Below are 15,871 nucleotides of genomic sequence, written 5' to 3' on the forward strand. Positions count from 1 at the left end.
ACACGCACTCCTGCTAATTTTGCTGTCCTGTTAAAATATCAGATGCCCGCCGGAGAAAATCCGCCCATCTTTGGCAGATTCCTCTTTCTAATGTCTGATGAAGGCAGTTTAGTGCCAATCTTCTGAAAATGTTCAACGACGGCGCAACGTTCCTCGTATTGTGTGCAAAGACGCAATCAGATACAACTAAGAGTGACCCGTTGGTCACTAATGTCTGTTACTAATTTTGTTCACTAATGCAACAAATGGAGTCTCCTGTGGTGCAACTTTCCGACAAAACGCATGTGGTTAATCAAGAAGATGCGTTGACTGGCAGAACAACCCCTATGCCTGTGGCAACCACTCACGCCGTGAATGGTCATTCGATGACATATGTTCCTGACAATATGGAAGTCGCTCTTTTTGCGATGGGATGCTTCTGGGGTGTGGAGCGTTTGTTCTGGCAACTGGAAGGGGTTCACAGCACGGCGGCCGGTTACAGTGGCGGTTTTACGCCTAACCCGACCTACCGCGAAGTCTGCACCGGCCAGACCGGCCATGCGGAAGTGGTGCGCGTGGTCTTCGATCCTTCCGTTATCAGCTACGCGAAGCTGTTGCAGATCTTCTGGGAGAATCACGATCCGGCACAGGGCATGCGTCAGGGGGGTGATATCGGCACTCAGTATCGTTCGGCGTTGTATGTGCTGAGCGCGGCGCAGCAGGATCAGGCTCTGGCCAGTCTGGCGAGCTTCCAGCAGGCGATGGACGAGGCGAACGACAAACGCACCATCACGACCGAAATCAGCGAAGCCCTGCCGTTCTATTACGCCGAAGACGATCATCAGCAATACCTGTTTAAAAACCCGGAAGGCTACTGCGGTTTAGGCGGTATCGGCGTCTGTCTGCCACCGCAATAATGCGGGATTTTTAAGCGCTGGCGGCAGTCTCAGTGCTGCTGCTATACTATGCGGGTCACAAATGTGGCCTATTAAAACTATTTCTGGCAATTATCTTTGTTTTTTCATCCTTAATGCTTCTTTCTTCTGAACCGACTTTTAATCTGTTAGTAAAACGATGTTGAGTTAAGCAATAAATAAGCAACAAAAATAATACGTGCCTTTCCCTGCTGGTTCATACCGGTGTTAAACGGATAGATTATGTTAAACAGTATCTTACTGATTCTCTTACTCATCGCGATCAGTGCCTTTTTCTCGCTTTCTGAGATATCGCTGGCCGCGTCCCGAAAGATAAAACTCAAACAGTTGGCAGACGAAGGAAACGTCAATGCCTCCCGCGTCATGAAACTGCAGGAAACCCCTGGCCTGTTCTTCACCGTGGTACAAATCGGCCTAAATGCCGTTGCCATCCTCGGTGGTATTGTCGGCGATGCCGCTTTCTCCCCTGCGTTCCAGTCCTTTTTCATTCGCTTTATGTCGCCGGAAATGGCGGATCAAATCAGCTTTATCTGTTCCTTCGTCCTGGTCACCAGTCTGTTTATTCTGTTCGCTGACCTCACTCCGAAGCGCATCGGTATGATTTCACCTGAGTCGGTTGCGGTCCGTATAGTCAACCCGATGCGTTTCTGCCTGCTGGTGTGCCGCCCGATGGTGTGGTTCTTCAACGGCATGGCGAACATGATTTTCCGCCTGTTTAAACTGCCAATGGTGCGTAACGACGACATCACCTCTGACGATATTTATGCAGTGGTGGAAGCCGGCGCACTGGCCGGTGTGTTACGTAAACAGGAGCACGAGCTGATTGAAAACGTGTTCGAGCTGGAATCGCGTACCGTTCCCTCTTCCATGACCTCGCGTGAAAGCGTCATCTTCTTCGATCTGCGCGAAAGCGAAGAAAGCATCAAAGAAAAAATCTCGACGCATCCGCACTCCAAATTCCTGGTCTGCGACGGCCATATCGATCAGGTGGTGGGTTACGTCGATTCCAAAGACTTACTGAACCGTGTGCTGGGTAATCAGAGTTTAATGCTGAGCAGCGGCGTGCAGATCCGCAACGCGCTGATCGTGCCTGACACACTGACGCTGTCGGAAGCGCTGGAAAGCTTTAAAGCCGCCGGTGAAGACTTCGCGGTGATCCTCAATGAATACGCCCTGGTGGTCGGCATCATCACGCTCAATGACGTGATGACCACGCTGATGGGCGATCTGGTCGGCCAGGGTATGGAAGAGCAGATTGTGGCCCGTGACGAGCACTCGTGGCTGATTGAAGGCGGTACGCCAATCGAAGACGTGATGCGCGTGCTGCACATTGAAGCATTTCCGCAGGCAGGTAATTACGAAACCATCGGCGGTTTCATGATGTTTATGCTGCGTAAAATTCCTAAGCGTACGGACTTTGTGAAATTCTCAGGCTACAAATTTGAAGTGGTCGATATCGACAGCTACAAGATTGATCAGCTGCTGGTGACACGTATTGTCGATCAGCCCGTGACTCCGTTGCTGCCGAAAACGCCGCAGGAGATCAAAGACGAGAAGAAAGCGCAGGCGCAGTCTTCATAAAACATCCCCGCGCAATATTCCGGATACCAGAAACACGAACGGCCCCTTTCAGAGGGGCCGTTTTTTTTGCGCCTGCTGCGCCAGTGGGGGCAGCGACTACGCGCAGGGCGTTTAACCCATTTCTGTCTGCAAATGCGTAACCTGACGGTTAACTTCAGACATCACGCTAAAATGGCGCTTATCACGAACCTTTGGCAATAAAATTTTGCCTTGGTCAAACTCAAAAGCGCCGACGTCTTTGATGTACAAACGTCCACGAAACAGTGTCTTAACGTACTTTGCGACTTTCATCGGATTGTAACGCTGAAAGATTCTCATTTTTCTACTTTTCTCCGTTAAATCACTGCATGCGCCGGCCACGTCGCAAGGCGACAGATACCGGAACAGAAAAGGAACATTTGCAGTGATGAGACATATAACATAGCAGGGCACTCAGGTATTGCCAGTGTATTTAACTGCTTTTACATTGCTTTTCAGTATTGTCTTAATCCCTGACACTACTTGGCAGTATAACCCTGCTCTATGTGTCAATTTTGTAACCAGCAACACAAATTTAACAAGCCAACAGGACAGACCACTTGAGCGATCCTATGATGAGCAGGTCTGCCCTTTTGTGCCCCGGAGAATCTATGCTTTTAAAAAGTCTGTGTGTGATCAGTTTTATGACATTTTCGCTTTTTGCCTCAGCCCATAACTTTACGGTTGGCCAGCGTCTGGCACCGGTCGGCGTCGACGACAAAGGCGAGCTGAATGACGTGAATGACACCTTCAGCTACAGCAAATGGAACAGCGCCAGATTGCCGGGAAAAGTACGTATCGTGCAGCATATGGCGGGCAGAAGCAGTGCAAAGGCGCTGAACGAGCCACTTATTGAGGCCATCAGGGCGGCGAATCTGCCGCACGACCGCTACCAGACCACGACCATCGTCAACATTGATGACGCGATAATCGGCACCAGTCTGTTCGTGCGTAAAAGTATTGAGAGCGGTAAGCGGCAATTCCCGTGGTCGCAGATCATCGTCGACAGTAACGGCGTGGTGAAAAAGGCGTGGCAGCTGCAACCGGAAAGCTCCGCTGTCGCTGTGCTGGATAAAAACGGGGTGATTAAATTCGCCAAAGACGGGCAGCTGTCGCCGCAGGAAGTTCAGCAGGTGATTACGCTGGTCGATCAACTGGTCAAAGAATAACAGCATAAAAAACCCCGGCACGCAGGCCGGGGCAGGAACAGTGCGGGCCTGCGTCAGAACAGAGAAACGCGGAAGCCCGGATTCAGGAACGATTCGCGCGGCGTGTACAGCAGCGTCTGCCCTGTCCAGTCATTCACTTTTGCACCCGCGGCAATGGCAACCGCATGTCCGGCTCCGGTATCCCAAATGTTCGTTGGCCCGAAACGCGGATAAAGTTGTGCCGAGCCCTCGGCAACCAGGCAGAACTTCAGGGAGGAACCGACAGAAACCGTCTGATGTTCACCCAGCTGGGCCAGATAGTCTTTCAGTTCCTGATCGTTGTCGTAATGTGAACGGCTCACCACAACCAGCGGCGGATGCGCTTCGCTGACGTGAATCTGACGGCGCTGACCCTGATCTTCTTTCCAGGCTTTTCCTTCTGCCGCGCTGTACATCACTTTCGTGACCGGCACATAGACCACGCCGAGCACCGGCACGCCGTCTTCGATAAGCGCGATGTTCACTGTGAACTCGCCATTACGTTTGAGAAATTCTTTGGTGCCATCCAGCGGATCAACCAGCCAGTAACGCGTCCAGTTCTGACGTTCACTCCAGCTTTGCGGATCTTCTTCCGAGAGCATGGGCGTGTGCGGATCCAGCTGTTGCAAGCCGGCTTTGATCACATCATGCGCGGCAATATCAGCCGCCGTCACCGGGGAATCATCTTTTTTCTGACGTGCGTCGAGCGGCTGCTCGCCGTCATAGACCGCCATGATCGCATCGCCTGCATCACGCGCCAGCTGACAAATTTGCTCTAACATCTTTTACCTCAGGGCTTTGATACTCATTTCTCAAGCCTAGTTTTTTTTGTCCTGAATAGCCATCCCGTCATGCTAAGGATTCATAAAGTTGTTACATCTCACATTTATTTATGACAACTGATTACATTCTCAGCAAATTTTGAGATACATATCCGGTTTTTTATTCCGGGCATCATCTTTTTCTCTGGAGGCAAGGCAATGAATACGCGTCATCTGACGTTATCCCTGCTGGCGACACTGACGGCGGCATCCGTTCAGGCGTCACAGGTGGATCTGCGCATCATGGAAACCACGGATCTGCACAGCAACATGATGGACTTCGACTACTACAAAGATAAACCGACCGAGAAGTTTGGGCTGGTGCGTACTGCCAGCCTGATCCACGCGGCGCGTAACGAAGTCACCAACTCCGTGTTAGTCGACAACGGCGACATCATTCAGGGCAGCCCGCTGGGCGATTACATGGCGGCAAAAGGCCTGAAAGAAGGCGATGTGCATCCGGTGTATCTGGCCATGAACACGCTGAATTATGCGGTCGGTAACCTCGGCAATCATGAATTTAACTACGGTCTTGATTATCTGAAAAAAGCGCTGGCTGGCGCGAAATTCCCTTACGTGAATGCTAACGTCATCGACGATAAAACCGGGAAACCGCTGTTCACGCCGTTCCTGATCACCGACAACGCAGTAAAAGACCGCGACGGCAAAACCCATAATCTGCGCATTGGTTACATCGGTTTTGTGCCACCGCAGATCATGGTCTGGGATAAAGCCAATCTGCAGGGCAAAGTGACCGTGGCAGATATCACCGAAACCGCCAAAAAGTGGATCCCGGAAATGCGTAAACAGGGTGCCGACATTATTGTCGCCATCCCGCACTCCGGCCTGTCGGGCGATCCCTACAAAACGATGGCGGAAAACTCGGTCTATTACCTGAGCCAGGTAAAAGGCATCGACGCCATCATGTTCGGCCATGCGCATGCTGTTTTCCCGAGTGAGGAATTCGCCAGCATCAAAGGGGCAGATATCAAACAAGGTACGCTCAACGGCGTGCCTGCCGTGATGCCGGGCATGTGGGGCGACCATCTGGGCGTCGTCGATATGGTGCTCAGTAACGACGGCGGCAACTGGAAAGTCGAAACCGCCAAAGCCGAGGCGCGGCCGATTTACGATAAAGAACAGAAAAAATCACTGGCGGCGGAAGATCAGGATCTGGTGAAAGTGCTCGCCCCTTCTCATGACGCCACGCGTGAATTTGTCAGCAAGCCGATCGGTAAATCTACCGACAATATGTACAGCTATCTGGCGCTGGTGCAGGACGACCCGACGGTGCAGATCGTCAATAATGCGCAAAAAGCCTATACCGAACACTTCATTCAGGGCGACCCCGATTTAGCCGATCTGCCGGTGCTGTCGGCAGCAGCGCCGTTTAAAGTCGGCGGACGTAAAAACGATCCGGCCAGCTTCGTCGAAGTGGAAAAAGGCGAGCTGACCTTCCGTAACGCGGCAGATTTGTATCTGTACCCGAACACGCTGGTGGTGATGAAAGTCACCGGGCAGGAAGTGAAAGACTGGCTGGAATGTTCCGCCGGGCAGTTTAATCAGATTGACCTGAACAGCACCAAACCGCAGTCGCTGATTAACTGGGACGGTTTCCGTACCTATAATTTCGACGTCATCGACGGTGTGAATTATCAGATTGATGTCAGCCAGCCTGCGAAATTTGACGGTGAATGCACGCTGGTCAACAAAGATGCCGAACGCATCAAAAATCTGACTTACAACGGCAAGCCGATTGATCTGAAGGCCACCTTCCTGGTCGCGACGAATAACTACCGGGCTTACGGCGGGAAATTTGCGGGTACCGGCGATAAGCACATTGCTTTCGCATCACCGGATGAAAACCGTTCCGTTGTCGCCGCCTACATCAGTGCTGAAACCAAAAAAGCTGGCGCGGTCACCCCGACGGCGGACAACAACTGGAAGCTGGCAACCCTCAAGGCCCCGCAACCGCTGGATATCCGCTTCGAAACCTCGCCGGGTGACAAAGCCGCGGCTTTCATTAAGTCTCATGCTCAGTATCCGCTGACCGCGAAAGGCACAGACGCTATTGGCTTCGAGATTTATCAGGTCGATTTGCAAAAATAACGCGCCTTCAAACGCCCTGCGGGGCGTTTTTTCTTTCTGTACTTCCTTTGAGCTATAGCTTCGCTTTAAACATGTATTTATAATGCATGTTATAGATTCTTTCATTTAACGAGGCTTCATCATGGACTATCGCGACCAACCCCTTGGCGCTCTGGCTGTTGCCATTCCACGCGCTACCCGTCTGTTCCGTCAGTACGATCTCGATTTCTGCTGTGGCGGTAAGCAAACGCTGTTACGCGCCGTCACTAAAAAAGATCTGGATATCGATCTTATCGAGCAGCAAATTGCTGAGATTGCCCAACTGCCGGATACTTCAACCGACTGGAAAACCGCTCCGCTGGCGCAGATCATCGATTTCATTATTCCGCGCTACCACGATCGTCACCGTCAGGAATTGCCTGAACTGGTGCTGATGGCAGAGAAAGTGGAAAAGGTCCATGGCGATAAAGCGCCTTGCCCGCACGGTCTGGCGGTTCAGCTGCAACTGATCCTCGAAGAACTGACCAGCCACATGATGAAAGAAGAGCAGATCCTGTTCCCGATGATCCGTGGCGGAATGGGCCGTCAGGCTGCCGGTCCGATTTCAGTGATGGAACGTGAACATGATGATGCGGGGCTCATTCTGGAAGAGATTAAACGTCTGACCAATAACGTGACGCCGCCGGAAGGCGCCTGTGTGACGTGGCGGGCGCTGTACGCCGGGATTAACGAATTCATCACCGACCTGATGGAGCATATCCATCTGGAGAATAACCTGCTGTTCCCGCGCGCGCTGCGTGGCGAATAAGCCGAATTCCGGACGTAAAAAAGGGCGCATTAGCGCCCTTTTCATTTCTGGTATCTGCAGAGAATTACAGAATTTCCAGCAGCTCAACTTCGAAGATCAGCGCGCTGTATGGCGGGATGGACGCACCTGCGCCACGCTCGCCGTAAGCCAGGTTATGAGGGATGTACAACTCCCACTTAGAACCCACCGGCATCAGGGTCAGTGCTTCGATCCAGCCTGCGATTACGCCGTTAACCGGGAATTCAGCCGGTTCGCCACGCTGTACGGAGCTGTCGAAGACAGTACCGTCGATCAGTTTACCGGTGTAGTGAACGCGTACACGATCCTGACGGCCCGGAATAGCGCCCTCGCCCTGGGTAATCACAGAGAATTGCAGACCGGACTCGGTGCTGCTCACGCCTTCGCGCTGTACGTTCTGAGCCAGGAATTCCTGACCCTGAACAGCCAGTGCTTCCTGACGTTCACGACGAACAGCATCAGCACGTTCATGGACTTCACGCAGTGCGCGGTGAACCACGTCAACAGGAACGGCTGGCGTATTCCCTTCCAGCGCGTCGCGTAAGCCTGCCAGCAGTGCGTCAGGCTCTAAGCCCTGCAAACCTGATTCCTGCAACTGTTGACCGACCTGCAGGCCGATACCGTAACTTGCCTGCGCTTCTACGCTGTCAAATGAAGGGGTAGTCATGAATTTTCCTTAGCTCTTAAAAATGTCGAAGGCGCAGCATAGCAGCGCAAAGCTTTTGGGTAAAATCCTCTGTGAGCCAACATGACGGCGGGCGCAGTTCATCCCACTTTTCGATAAATTTTTCGCATTTGACGCCATTTAGCGCATCGTTTGGATGATATTTATGCTTTGTCCCTTTCCGCATCAAGCAGTTAAACAGCTATACTAGGCAGCAACAGACAGTCGAAAATGCGACAGTTAACAAGAGAGGTCGTCATGGGCAGAATCCCGCCCAGGAGAAGGAAAGCCATCCGTATTTATCAACCCATGTTGAGATCCTGGATTGCCATTATGAAAAGGCCGATGCGAGACACGACAGCACCGCAGAGCGAAAGCGAAAGTGAAATCACTTCTGCTGAAACTGAAACCGGAACGTCTGCTGCAACCAGAGGCAAAACGTTGCTGAGCAGGATCTGGCACATAAGCGACGGCTTCCACTGGATGTCGCCACTCCCTTACCCACATCGTCGCGGTATTATTTTGGCTGTGCTGGTCATTCTTCTGGCACTGCTGTGGCCGTATACGCCGGAAAATACTTACGCGCCGTCACAACCGCAACAGCCGACCAGCATCCCGATGCAGGCCGATTTGCGCAACGATCAGGGCCGTACCACGCAAATGGCGCAGCCGGAACCTGTGCAGCCGCAGAGTAATGACAACGGCGGCACATGGCGTAGCTATCAGGTGCAGTCTGGCCAGACGCTGGCGCAGCTGTTCCGCGATAACAATATGGCTGTGAATGATGTGTTTTCTATGGCGCGGGTAGAGGGCGCGGAGAAACCGCTGAGTACGTTGAAAACCGGACAGGAAGTGAAGATACAGCGTGATGCTCAGGGTGTGGTGAAGGCATTGCAGGTCACGACCGAACAGAACGTCACCGTGACGTTTACCCGTCAGTCAGACGGCAGTTTTCAGCGCGAAAACTGAGTGAATTCAGTAAAGGGTTCGCCTCTGAAATACTCCGCCCGTTCTTAATGCTTGTGGGCTCAGCATTCCCTGACGCAGAAAAGCAAAACGCCGGCACTAGGCCGGCGTCTCAGGGTTAACTTCAGCGTTATTACGCTTCAGCAACCACAACGACATTCAGTTTAGCGAATACGTCGCTGTGTACCTGGAACTCAACTTCGTGTTCACCAGTGGTACGCAGAACGCCATTCGGCAAACGAACTTCGCTTTTTGCAACTTCAACGCCAGCTGCAGTCACTGCATCAGCAATATCGCGAGTACCGATAGAGCCGAACAGTTTGCCTTCGTCGCCTGATTTAGACGCGATGGTGACTGAACCCAGTTCGTTGATTTTAGTTGCACGAGCTTCAGCAGCGTTCAGAACGTCAGCCAGTTTGGCTTCCAGTTCAGCACGACGTGCTTCGAAGAACTCAACGTTTTTCTTGGTAGCAGGAACAGCTTTGCCCTGTGGTACCAGGAAGTTACGAGCATAGCCCGCTTTAACGTTAACTTGATCACCCAGGCTGCCCAGGTTTGCTACTTTATCAAGCAGAATAACTTGCATTACCTTAACCTCTCAAAGTCGTTTATGGACAGTGGCCTATTACTGATGACGATCAGTATATGGCAACAAAGAAAGGTAGCGAGCGCGCTTGATACAACGAGCGAGCTGGCGCTGGTATTTTGCACGAGTACCGGTAATACGGCTCGGGACAATTTTACCGCTTTCGGTAACGTAGTTTTTCAGCGTAGCGATATCTTTGTAATCAATCTCTACAACGCCTTCCGCGGTGAAACGGCAGAACTTGCGACGACGGAAATAACGTGCCATTAGGCTAGTCTCCAGAATCTATCAATTCAATCTGCTCGGCATGTAACACCACTTTGTTCAGTCCATTGCGCCCTTGATGGCAACTAATGAATCCAGAAACAGTGAGTTGCGTGCCGACCGTTATACTGTGAGTTAATGCTTGTGACGCTTGTCCACTGACAACCACAGGCATTCTGCACCATGTTTGTCGGTTAAATCCGGCTTCCTGCTGCTGCGAGCGGTGCTCTAGCACGAACTGGCAGTGAGGAATGCCCGAAGGACTGACTTTACGAATGGGGGTCTTGCACACTGTGCCGGACAACACCAGACGATTCGCCGTCACGGCAATTACTCTTCAGAATCCCCAGCTTCAGCATCATCATTAGCTTCAGCGAAATCTTCACGACGATCACGACGTTCGTCTTTCGCTTTAACCATTGGAGATGCTTCAGTTACCGCGTGTTTAGTACGCATAACCATGCTACGGATAACGGCGTCGTTGAAGCGGAAGTTTGTTTCCAGCTCATCGATCGCTTCCTGCGGGGCTTCAACGTTCAGCAGAACGTAGTGAGCTTTGTGCAGTTTGTTGATCGGGTAAGCCAGTTGACGGCGGCCCCAGTCTTCCAGACGGTGAATCTGACCAGCAGCGTTAGTGATTACTGCACTGTAACGCTCGATCATGCCCGGAACCTGTTCGCTTTGGTCAGGGTGTACCATAAATACGATTTCGTAATGACGCATAGAATTGCTCCTTACGGATTATTCAGCCTCCTGTCAGGGTCAACCGCGGCCCATGGAAGCAAGGAACGTGTTATGTGTGCGGTCGAAAAAATGACGCGCAATTATATGTACAGCCACTGTGAAACTCAAGGAGAAAGGCAGATTAATTTCTCTACAGCTTTTGAGCGAAGAAAGCGGTGGCTTCTGACAGTGCGTGCACCGTGACTTTATGCTTCGCCTCAGACTCAGAAATGAAGGTCAGATTGGCGGTCGCTTCGCCGGCAGCCAGTTCCTGTTGCAACCGCAGGCTTTCGCCAAACGGCACCACGTCGTCCTGCTCGCCGTGCCAGACAAACAGCGGTTTATCGGCGAATAATGCCGTTTTACCGGTGACATCCAGGCTAAGTAGCGGAGCAACATCACGTTCAAAAACGTTGCGCTGTGCTGTATCACCGGCGGTAAATGCAGGGAAAAGATGGTGTGATAAACGCGAAAAGTAGCCCGACCCCATCAGGTTTGCCGCAACCTTCACCCACGGGTATTTCACCAGCGCGGCCATGGTGGTCATTCCGCCCATCGATACCCCGCCGACGCCCAGGCGTTGCGGATCCGCCAGACCGCGTCCGACAAACAATGCCTTCAGCATCGCCAGCTCTTCGACGTTGTTTTGTAAAATACGCCAGAAATGGGCCACGCATTTGGCTTCGTCACTTTCTGCACGGGCACCGTGCATGAGTGCATCCGGCAGAATGACGCGAAAACCCGCCTTCGCCAGCGTATAGCCGAAATACGAGTACATTTCTTTGGAGGATAAAAAGCCGTGATAGAAAAAAATTGTCGGAAGCTGCTGCTGATACTGTCCGGCAGGCACGGCATGAATCACCTGGATCCCTTCAATATTCTCTTCATACATCTCAACCATCGTAACTTCCCCTGCGCATATGGAAAAAAATGTCGGCCTCAGTGCGAACCGACATTCTACGGGTCTGAAAACCGGCGACTACAACCTTTTTCGTATGATTTATAACCGGTTACTTCACATCGGCCATATTCTTCTCACCAGCTTTAATTCAAATTCATACATTCATAATTATTTCATTGATTCAGATCAATTTTTATTGAAATAAGTGGTTACATTTGATCATTAATCCTTTCCGTTTTTACGCCGTTAGTGCGCTATCGAAAACTAACGGGAAACCCCATGAAAACGGCATCAAAACGCTCATTTCGCCGATGGAGCATAGGGGCAAAACTGGCAAGTTTCGCCTCCCTGCTGGTCGGCCTCTTATTTATTATTTTCACCTTGTCACTGACGCATTCCGCCGGCAGGCAGGTCAATGAACTGGCGGTTAACGCCATTTCCGAGCAGGTGACCGGCGTGGTGGACATGATAGAAATGTACAACGCCAGTCTGAACGCCGAAGTGGACAGTTATACGCGCCTGTTCAGCCATTTCCTGCCGGAAAATTTTGAACTCGATACCGGCAACCCGGTGATGATCGGCGACCAGTCTGCACCGGTTATCAAAGCGGGCGGCAATCCGCTGAATCTGGACAGTAAAATCCCTGATGATTTTCTGGCGCGCACCGGCGCGATTTCCACCATTTTCGCCCGCCGTGGTGATGATTTCATCCGCGTGACGACGTCCCTCAAAAAACAGGACGGCACCCGCGCCATCGGTACCTTGCTCGACAACACCAGCCCGGCTTATGCAAAAATCATGGCAGGCGAATCCTTCAGCGGGCTGGCGACGCTGTTCGGCAAAAAATACATCACTAAATATCAGCCGGTACGCGATGCGCAAGGCAGCGTGATTGGCATTCTGTTTGTGGGCGTGGATATCACGTCAGAATACGCGGACATGCGGGCGAAGATCCTCTCCAAACGCATCGGCGAGCAGGGCTATTTCTTCGTGCTTAACAGCGCGCCGGGCAAGGATCTGGGGAAATATCTGGTTCATGCCACCGAGGAAGGAAAAACCCCGGCATGGCCAGAGGGCGTGCTGGAACAGGTGATGTCGCAATCGCGCGGTGAACGTGAATACACCGACGCCACCAGTCAGCATCAGCAATTTATCGTTTATGCCAATGTCCCCGCCTGGCATTGGGTGGTGGTCGGCAGCACGGACAAAGACAGCCTGATGGAACAGGTGACCCGCACGCGTAACCATTTCCTGATGATAAGCCTGCTGGCGCTGGCCTGTTTTGCCGCACTGTTTATCTGGCTGACGCGTAAGCTGGTCAGCCGTCCACTCAGCGACGTCGTCCACATCGCTCAGCAGTATGCCAGCGGCGATCTGCGTGCGCGGGCACAAACCCGGCGCGTTGACGAAATTGGTGCGCTGATGCACGCCATCGACGGCATCGGACACGGACTGGAGAAAATTGTCGGCGAAGTGCGTCAGGTGTCATCTGAAATCATGCACAACACGCAGGCGCTCTCCTCAGACAGCGATCAGATAAACCAGCAGATCGGCACTCAGGCCAGCAGCCTGGAAGAAACGTCGGCCAGCATGGAGCAGATCACCGCCACGGTTCAGAACACGGCGGATAACGCCACACAGGCCACCCGGCTGGTGCAACAGACCGATAAAGCCGCCACCGTCGGCGCCGATGCGGTAGATCAGTCCGTTGAAAGTATGGAAGCTATCCGGCACGCTTCCACCCGTATCGCGGCCATTACCACGGTCATTGAGGGCATCGCCTTCCAGACCAACATTCTGGCGCTGAACGCTGCCGTGGAAGCCGCGCGTGCCGGTGAGCACGGGCGCGGCTTCGCCGTGGTGGCATCAGAAGTCCGGGCACTGGCACAGCGCAGTTCGAATGCGGTGAAAGAGATTGAAAATCTGGTGGCAGATTCCCTGAGTAAAGTGGAAGAAGGCCATCTGAGTGCGGCCAAAACCCAGTCGAACATGAACCATATCCTGCAGGGGATCCGTCAGGTAAAAGTGCTGATGAGCGACATTGATATCGCTTCGCACGAACAGTCGTCAGGGATTTCTCAGGTGAACATCGCCATCATGCAGATCGGCAAAGCGACGCAGGAGAACGCCACGCTGGTGGAAAACTCCCAGCAAACGGCCGCCGCGCTCAGTGAACAGGGCCGCCATCTTTCTCAACTGGTCAGCGTGTTTAAGATTTCCGAACGTTAGGACGTGAAGGGCGCGGCAATAAACGCCGCGCAAACTCGCCAGCAGACCGGTGAAAGGGCTACACTTACGCTATCGCCCTTTTACCGGATATCACGATGAAATCCCTCCGAATCCCTGCCGCGCTGCTTTTACTGGCAGCGCTTAGCGGTTGCAGTAACCTGATGAAAACCACGCCGGTTCCTCCGCCAGCGCCAGCGGCCAACGCGCAGGAAATCACCCGTGCTCAAACGTCCACACTGACCAAAATCGGCAGTATCACCGCAGATGTCATTGGCAGCCCGATGGATGCAGAAGCAGAAATTCAGCGCAAAGCCGATGAAGCGGGCGCACGCTATTACGTCATCATGTTTAACAGTGAAACCATTGTGCCCGGACGCTGGTATTCCCAGGCCACGCTTTACCGTTGAGACGCCGGTTTCAGCCCTACTCTGCGCCAATTGCCCGGTTGATCAGCAACTGACACAACCGCTCCGGCAGCAACGTTTCGCCGCGCGGATCGAGCACCATCCGGCACCAGGCATCGGCCATCGGCGGTGATGCAAATTCCAGCATCTGCGTCGCCGTCAGCAACTGACATAACTGGCCGGTCAGCCACCGGCCCTGCGCTTCATCCGGCTGGCGCAGGCGTTGCAGAAACTGACGGGCGGCGCGATCGAATACCCGGTTTTGTCCCCGCGCCTGATGCAGCAGCTGTTGCAGCATCTCTCCGCTGGCTGGCAGCTTGCGAAGCGTACGTAATACATCGAGGCACATAATGTTGCCCGAGCCCTCCCAGATGCTGTTGACGGGCATTTCACGGTACAAACGCGGCAACTCGCTGTCTTCGCAATACCCAATCCCACCCAGCACTTCCATCGCCCCGGCGACAAAAGGCATGCCCTGACGACAGATCTCGAATTTTGCGGCGGGCGTCAGCAACCGGCAAAGCAACTGTCCGGCGGAGTGATTTTGTTCACCCGAAGCGGCGGCGAGATGCATCAGCAACAAGGTTTGCCCTTCCAGTTGCAGCGCCATGCGGCTCAGCGTTTGGCGCATTAGCGGTTGTTCGATCAGCGGCTTGCCGAAAACCTGACGCTGAAACGCATGGTATAACGCCACCGACAGCGCCCGCCGCATCATGGCGTGGCTGCCCAGCGCGCAGTCAAAGCGCGTATGACCGCCCATTTTCAGGATATGGCGGACCCCTTCGCCCTCTTCGCCCAGCAGCCAGCCGGTGGCATTCTGAAACTCCACTTCGCTGCTGGCGTTGGAGCGATTGCCCAGTTTGTCTTTCAGGCGCTCAATCCGCACGGCGTTGCGCTCGCCGTCCGGCAATACACGCGGCAGAAAGAAGCAGGAAAGCCCGCCATCGGCCTGCGCCAGCACCAGATGCGCATCACTTTGCGGCACCGAGAAAAACCATTTATGCCCGACCAGATGATAGGGTTTTCCGCTGCCCCGTCCTTCCAGCGCGCTCGCCCGCGTGGTGTTGCTGATCACATCCGACCCGCCCTGTTTTTCCGTCATGCCCATGCCGATCAGCACGCCTTTTTTCTGATCGCCGGGTTGCAAATGCGGATCGTAGCGGTCGGATAACAACGGTTTCATCCAGCCACGAAATTCTGCGGGTAAATATTCTTGTAGCAGAGGGACAGCGCCGTAAGTCATGGTCACCGGGCAAAGCGTTCCGGCCTCAACCTGCGCATGGAGAATAAACCGCGCAGCGCGCGACACCGTCGAACCGATTCGCGCATCTTCCTGCCACGGCAGATTGTGTACGCGGTTAGCGATTAACCCCTGCATCAGCAAATGCCACGCCGGATGAAAACGCACATCATCGATCCGCTCGCCGGTGGTGTCATATCGCAGAAGATCGGGCGGATTGGCATTGGCCAGCCGGCCAAGCTCGAGCGACTCCGCGGAACCTAACTGCTGCCCTAGAGAGGCCAGCACATCGGCGTCCCATCCGGCCTGATGCCGCATAACAGACTCACGAAGCGGAGTATCAGAGAGGAATAAATTGCTGTTGCTCAACGGTTTGGGCTGATTGAAAACCCGGTGTGTTTCCCAGTTCATCGCCTGCTCCTTTTAAAGGACATGGCATCAGTATGGTAAAAATCGGGG

General features: G+C 53.2%; 17 protein-coding genes. 8 read left to right on the plus strand and 9 right to left on the minus strand.

From position 1 onward, the window contains the following. Window positions 1-260: 260 nt before the first annotated feature. Both msrA and ACQZQY_RS02775 read left to right on the plus strand, forming a co-directional pair. Complete coding sequence (msrA, locus tag ACQZQY_RS02770; protein ID WP_056782523.1) at window positions 261-896, plus strand: peptide-methionine (S)-S-oxide reductase MsrA; 636 nt, start codon at window positions 261-263, stop codon at window positions 894-896. 240 nt (window positions 897-1,136) lie between these two features. After that, entirely contained in the window at window positions 1,137-2,495 is a 1,359-nt protein-coding gene (locus tag ACQZQY_RS02775; RefSeq protein ID WP_056782463.1) for a hemolysin family protein, read from the plus strand. A gap of 111 nt (window positions 2,496-2,606) precedes the next feature. On the opposite strand, the gene ACQZQY_RS02780 is transcribed toward ACQZQY_RS02775, so the two are convergent. Beyond that, entirely contained in the window at window positions 2,607-2,813 is a 207-nt protein-coding gene (locus ACQZQY_RS02780; RefSeq protein ID WP_056782464.1) for a DUF1107 domain-containing protein, read from the minus strand. Window positions 2,814-3,124: 311 nt separating this feature from the next. Between ACQZQY_RS02780 and ACQZQY_RS02785 the strand changes: the two genes are divergently transcribed. Continuing rightward, a complete protein-coding gene (locus ACQZQY_RS02785; protein WP_431296581.1) occupies window positions 3,125-3,682 on the plus strand; it encodes a YtfJ family protein in 558 nt (185 codons plus the stop codon). Window positions 3,683-3,735: 53 nt separating this feature from the next. Here the strand turns inward: ACQZQY_RS02785 and cysQ are convergent, their stop codons facing one another. Further along, a complete protein-coding gene (gene cysQ, locus ACQZQY_RS02790) occupies window positions 3,736-4,482 on the minus strand; it encodes a 3'(2'),5'-bisphosphate nucleotidase CysQ (RefSeq protein WP_056782466.1) in 747 nt (248 codons plus the stop codon). Between the two features lie 198 nt (window positions 4,483-4,680). Between cysQ and ACQZQY_RS02795 the strand changes: the two genes are divergently transcribed. Both ACQZQY_RS02795 and ytfE read left to right on the plus strand, forming a co-directional pair. Next, window positions 4,681-6,630: a bifunctional 2',3'-cyclic-nucleotide 2'-phosphodiesterase/3'-nucleotidase gene (locus ACQZQY_RS02795; RefSeq protein ID WP_414070397.1), complete on the plus strand. Its 1,950-nt coding sequence runs from the start codon at window positions 4,681-4,683 to the stop codon at window positions 6,628-6,630. 121 nt (window positions 6,631-6,751) lie between these two features. After that, the gene (gene ytfE / locus ACQZQY_RS02800; protein ID WP_056782468.1) at window positions 6,752-7,417 is read left to right on the plus strand and encodes an iron-sulfur cluster repair protein YtfE; all 666 of its coding nucleotides are present in this window, start codon (window positions 6,752-6,754) and stop codon (window positions 7,415-7,417) included. A 64-nt stretch (window positions 7,418-7,481) separates the two neighbouring features. Here the strand turns inward: ytfE and fklB are convergent, their stop codons facing one another. Continuing rightward, window positions 7,482-8,102 carry an FKBP-type peptidyl-prolyl cis-trans isomerase gene (gene fklB, locus ACQZQY_RS02805; RefSeq protein ID WP_056782469.1) on the minus strand — a complete coding sequence of 207 codons (621 nt, stop codon included), beginning with the start codon at window positions 8,100-8,102 and terminating at the stop codon, window positions 7,482-7,484. 255 nt (window positions 8,103-8,357) lie between these two features. Here fklB and ACQZQY_RS02810 point away from each other — a divergent pair, with 255 nt between their 5' ends. Beyond that, window positions 8,358-9,068 (plus strand): LysM-like peptidoglycan-binding domain-containing protein, encoded by a 711-nt coding sequence (locus ACQZQY_RS02810; protein WP_056782470.1) that lies wholly within the window; start codon window positions 8,358-8,360, stop codon window positions 9,066-9,068. Window positions 9,069-9,198: 130 nt separating this feature from the next. Here the strand turns inward: ACQZQY_RS02810 and rplI are convergent, their stop codons facing one another. The 5 genes from rplI to yjfP all read right to left on the minus strand — a co-directional run bounded on the left by rplI (window position 9,199) and on the right by yjfP (window position 11,539). After that, window positions 9,199-9,651 (minus strand): 50S ribosomal protein L9, encoded by a 453-nt coding sequence (rplI, locus tag ACQZQY_RS02815; RefSeq protein ID WP_013573778.1) that lies wholly within the window; start codon window positions 9,649-9,651, stop codon window positions 9,199-9,201. Between the two features lie 39 nt (window positions 9,652-9,690). Then, complete coding sequence (gene rpsR / locus ACQZQY_RS02820) at window positions 9,691-9,918, minus strand: 30S ribosomal protein S18 (RefSeq protein WP_004392491.1); 228 nt, start codon at window positions 9,916-9,918, stop codon at window positions 9,691-9,693. Window positions 9,919-9,922: 4 nt separating this feature from the next. Continuing rightward, the gene (priB, locus tag ACQZQY_RS02825) at window positions 9,923-10,240 is read right to left on the minus strand and encodes a primosomal replication protein N (protein WP_072158217.1); all 318 of its coding nucleotides are present in this window, start codon (window positions 10,238-10,240) and stop codon (window positions 9,923-9,925) included. Window positions 10,241-10,245: 5 nt separating this feature from the next. Beyond that, a complete protein-coding gene (gene rpsF / locus ACQZQY_RS02830) occupies window positions 10,246-10,638 on the minus strand; it encodes a 30S ribosomal protein S6 (protein ID WP_013573776.1) in 393 nt (130 codons plus the stop codon). A 151-nt stretch (window positions 10,639-10,789) separates the two neighbouring features. Further along, window positions 10,790-11,539 carry an esterase gene (gene yjfP / locus ACQZQY_RS02835; protein ID WP_431296582.1) on the minus strand — a complete coding sequence of 250 codons (750 nt, stop codon included), beginning with the start codon at window positions 11,537-11,539 and terminating at the stop codon, window positions 10,790-10,792. A 279-nt stretch (window positions 11,540-11,818) separates the two neighbouring features. Here yjfP and ACQZQY_RS02840 point away from each other — a divergent pair, with 279 nt between their 5' ends. Both ACQZQY_RS02840 and bsmA read left to right on the plus strand, forming a co-directional pair. Then, window positions 11,819-13,768 carry a methyl-accepting chemotaxis protein gene (locus ACQZQY_RS02840; protein WP_431296583.1) on the plus strand — a complete coding sequence of 650 codons (1,950 nt, stop codon included), beginning with the start codon at window positions 11,819-11,821 and terminating at the stop codon, window positions 13,766-13,768. Window positions 13,769-13,863: 95 nt separating this feature from the next. Further along, complete coding sequence (gene bsmA / locus ACQZQY_RS02845) at window positions 13,864-14,175, plus strand: biofilm peroxide resistance protein BsmA (protein ID WP_056782474.1); 312 nt, start codon at window positions 13,864-13,866, stop codon at window positions 14,173-14,175. Between the two features lie 16 nt (window positions 14,176-14,191). Here the strand turns inward: bsmA and ACQZQY_RS02850 are convergent, their stop codons facing one another. Next, on the minus strand, window positions 14,192-15,823 hold the full coding sequence (locus tag ACQZQY_RS02850) for an isovaleryl-CoA dehydrogenase (RefSeq protein ID WP_431296584.1): 1,632 nt from the start codon (window positions 15,821-15,823) through the stop codon (window positions 14,192-14,194). Window positions 15,824-15,871: the final 48 nt, after the last annotated feature.

The organism is Rahnella sp. PAMC25559 (genome assembly GCF_050632365.1).
GTDB lineage: Bacteria > Pseudomonadota > Gammaproteobacteria > Enterobacterales > Enterobacteriaceae > Rahnella > Rahnella rivi.

Coding starts and splice junctions, on each gene's coding strand:
- ACQZQY_RS02840 (WP_431296583.1), top strand. CDS start 11,819: ATGAAAACGGCATCAAAACGCTCATTTCGCCGATGGAGCATAGGGGCA.
- bsmA (WP_056782474.1), top strand. CDS start 13,864: ATGAAATCCCTCCGAATCCCTGCCGCGCTGCTTTTACTGGCAGCGCTT.
- rpsF (WP_013573776.1), bottom strand. CDS start 10,638: ATGCGTCATTACGAAATCGTATTTATGGTACACCCTGACCAAAGCGAA.
- ACQZQY_RS02795 (WP_414070397.1), top strand. CDS start 4,681: ATGAATACGCGTCATCTGACGTTATCCCTGCTGGCGACACTGACGGCG.
- cysQ (WP_056782466.1), bottom strand. CDS start 4,482: ATGTTAGAGCAAATTTGTCAGCTGGCGCGTGATGCAGGCGATGCGATC.
- rpsR (WP_004392491.1), bottom strand. CDS start 9,918: ATGGCACGTTATTTCCGTCGTCGCAAGTTCTGCCGTTTCACCGCGGAA.
- ACQZQY_RS02850 (WP_431296584.1), bottom strand. CDS start 15,823: ATGAACTGGGAAACACACCGGGTTTTCAATCAGCCCAAACCGTTGAGC.
- ytfE (WP_056782468.1), top strand. CDS start 6,752: ATGGACTATCGCGACCAACCCCTTGGCGCTCTGGCTGTTGCCATTCCA.
- fklB (WP_056782469.1), bottom strand. CDS start 8,102: ATGACTACCCCTTCATTTGACAGCGTAGAAGCGCAGGCAAGTTACGGT.
- ACQZQY_RS02775 (WP_056782463.1), top strand. CDS start 1,137: ATGTTAAACAGTATCTTACTGATTCTCTTACTCATCGCGATCAGTGCC.
- ACQZQY_RS02810 (WP_056782470.1), top strand. CDS start 8,358: ATGGGCAGAATCCCGCCCAGGAGAAGGAAAGCCATCCGTATTTATCAA.
- ACQZQY_RS02785 (WP_431296581.1), top strand. CDS start 3,125: ATGCTTTTAAAAAGTCTGTGTGTGATCAGTTTTATGACATTTTCGCTT.
- ACQZQY_RS02780 (WP_056782464.1), bottom strand. CDS start 2,813: ATGAGAATCTTTCAGCGTTACAATCCGATGAAAGTCGCAAAGTACGTT.
- rplI (WP_013573778.1), bottom strand. CDS start 9,651: ATGCAAGTTATTCTGCTTGATAAAGTAGCAAACCTGGGCAGCCTGGGT.
- yjfP (WP_431296582.1), bottom strand. CDS start 11,539: ATGGTTGAGATGTATGAAGAGAATATTGAAGGGATCCAGGTGATTCAT.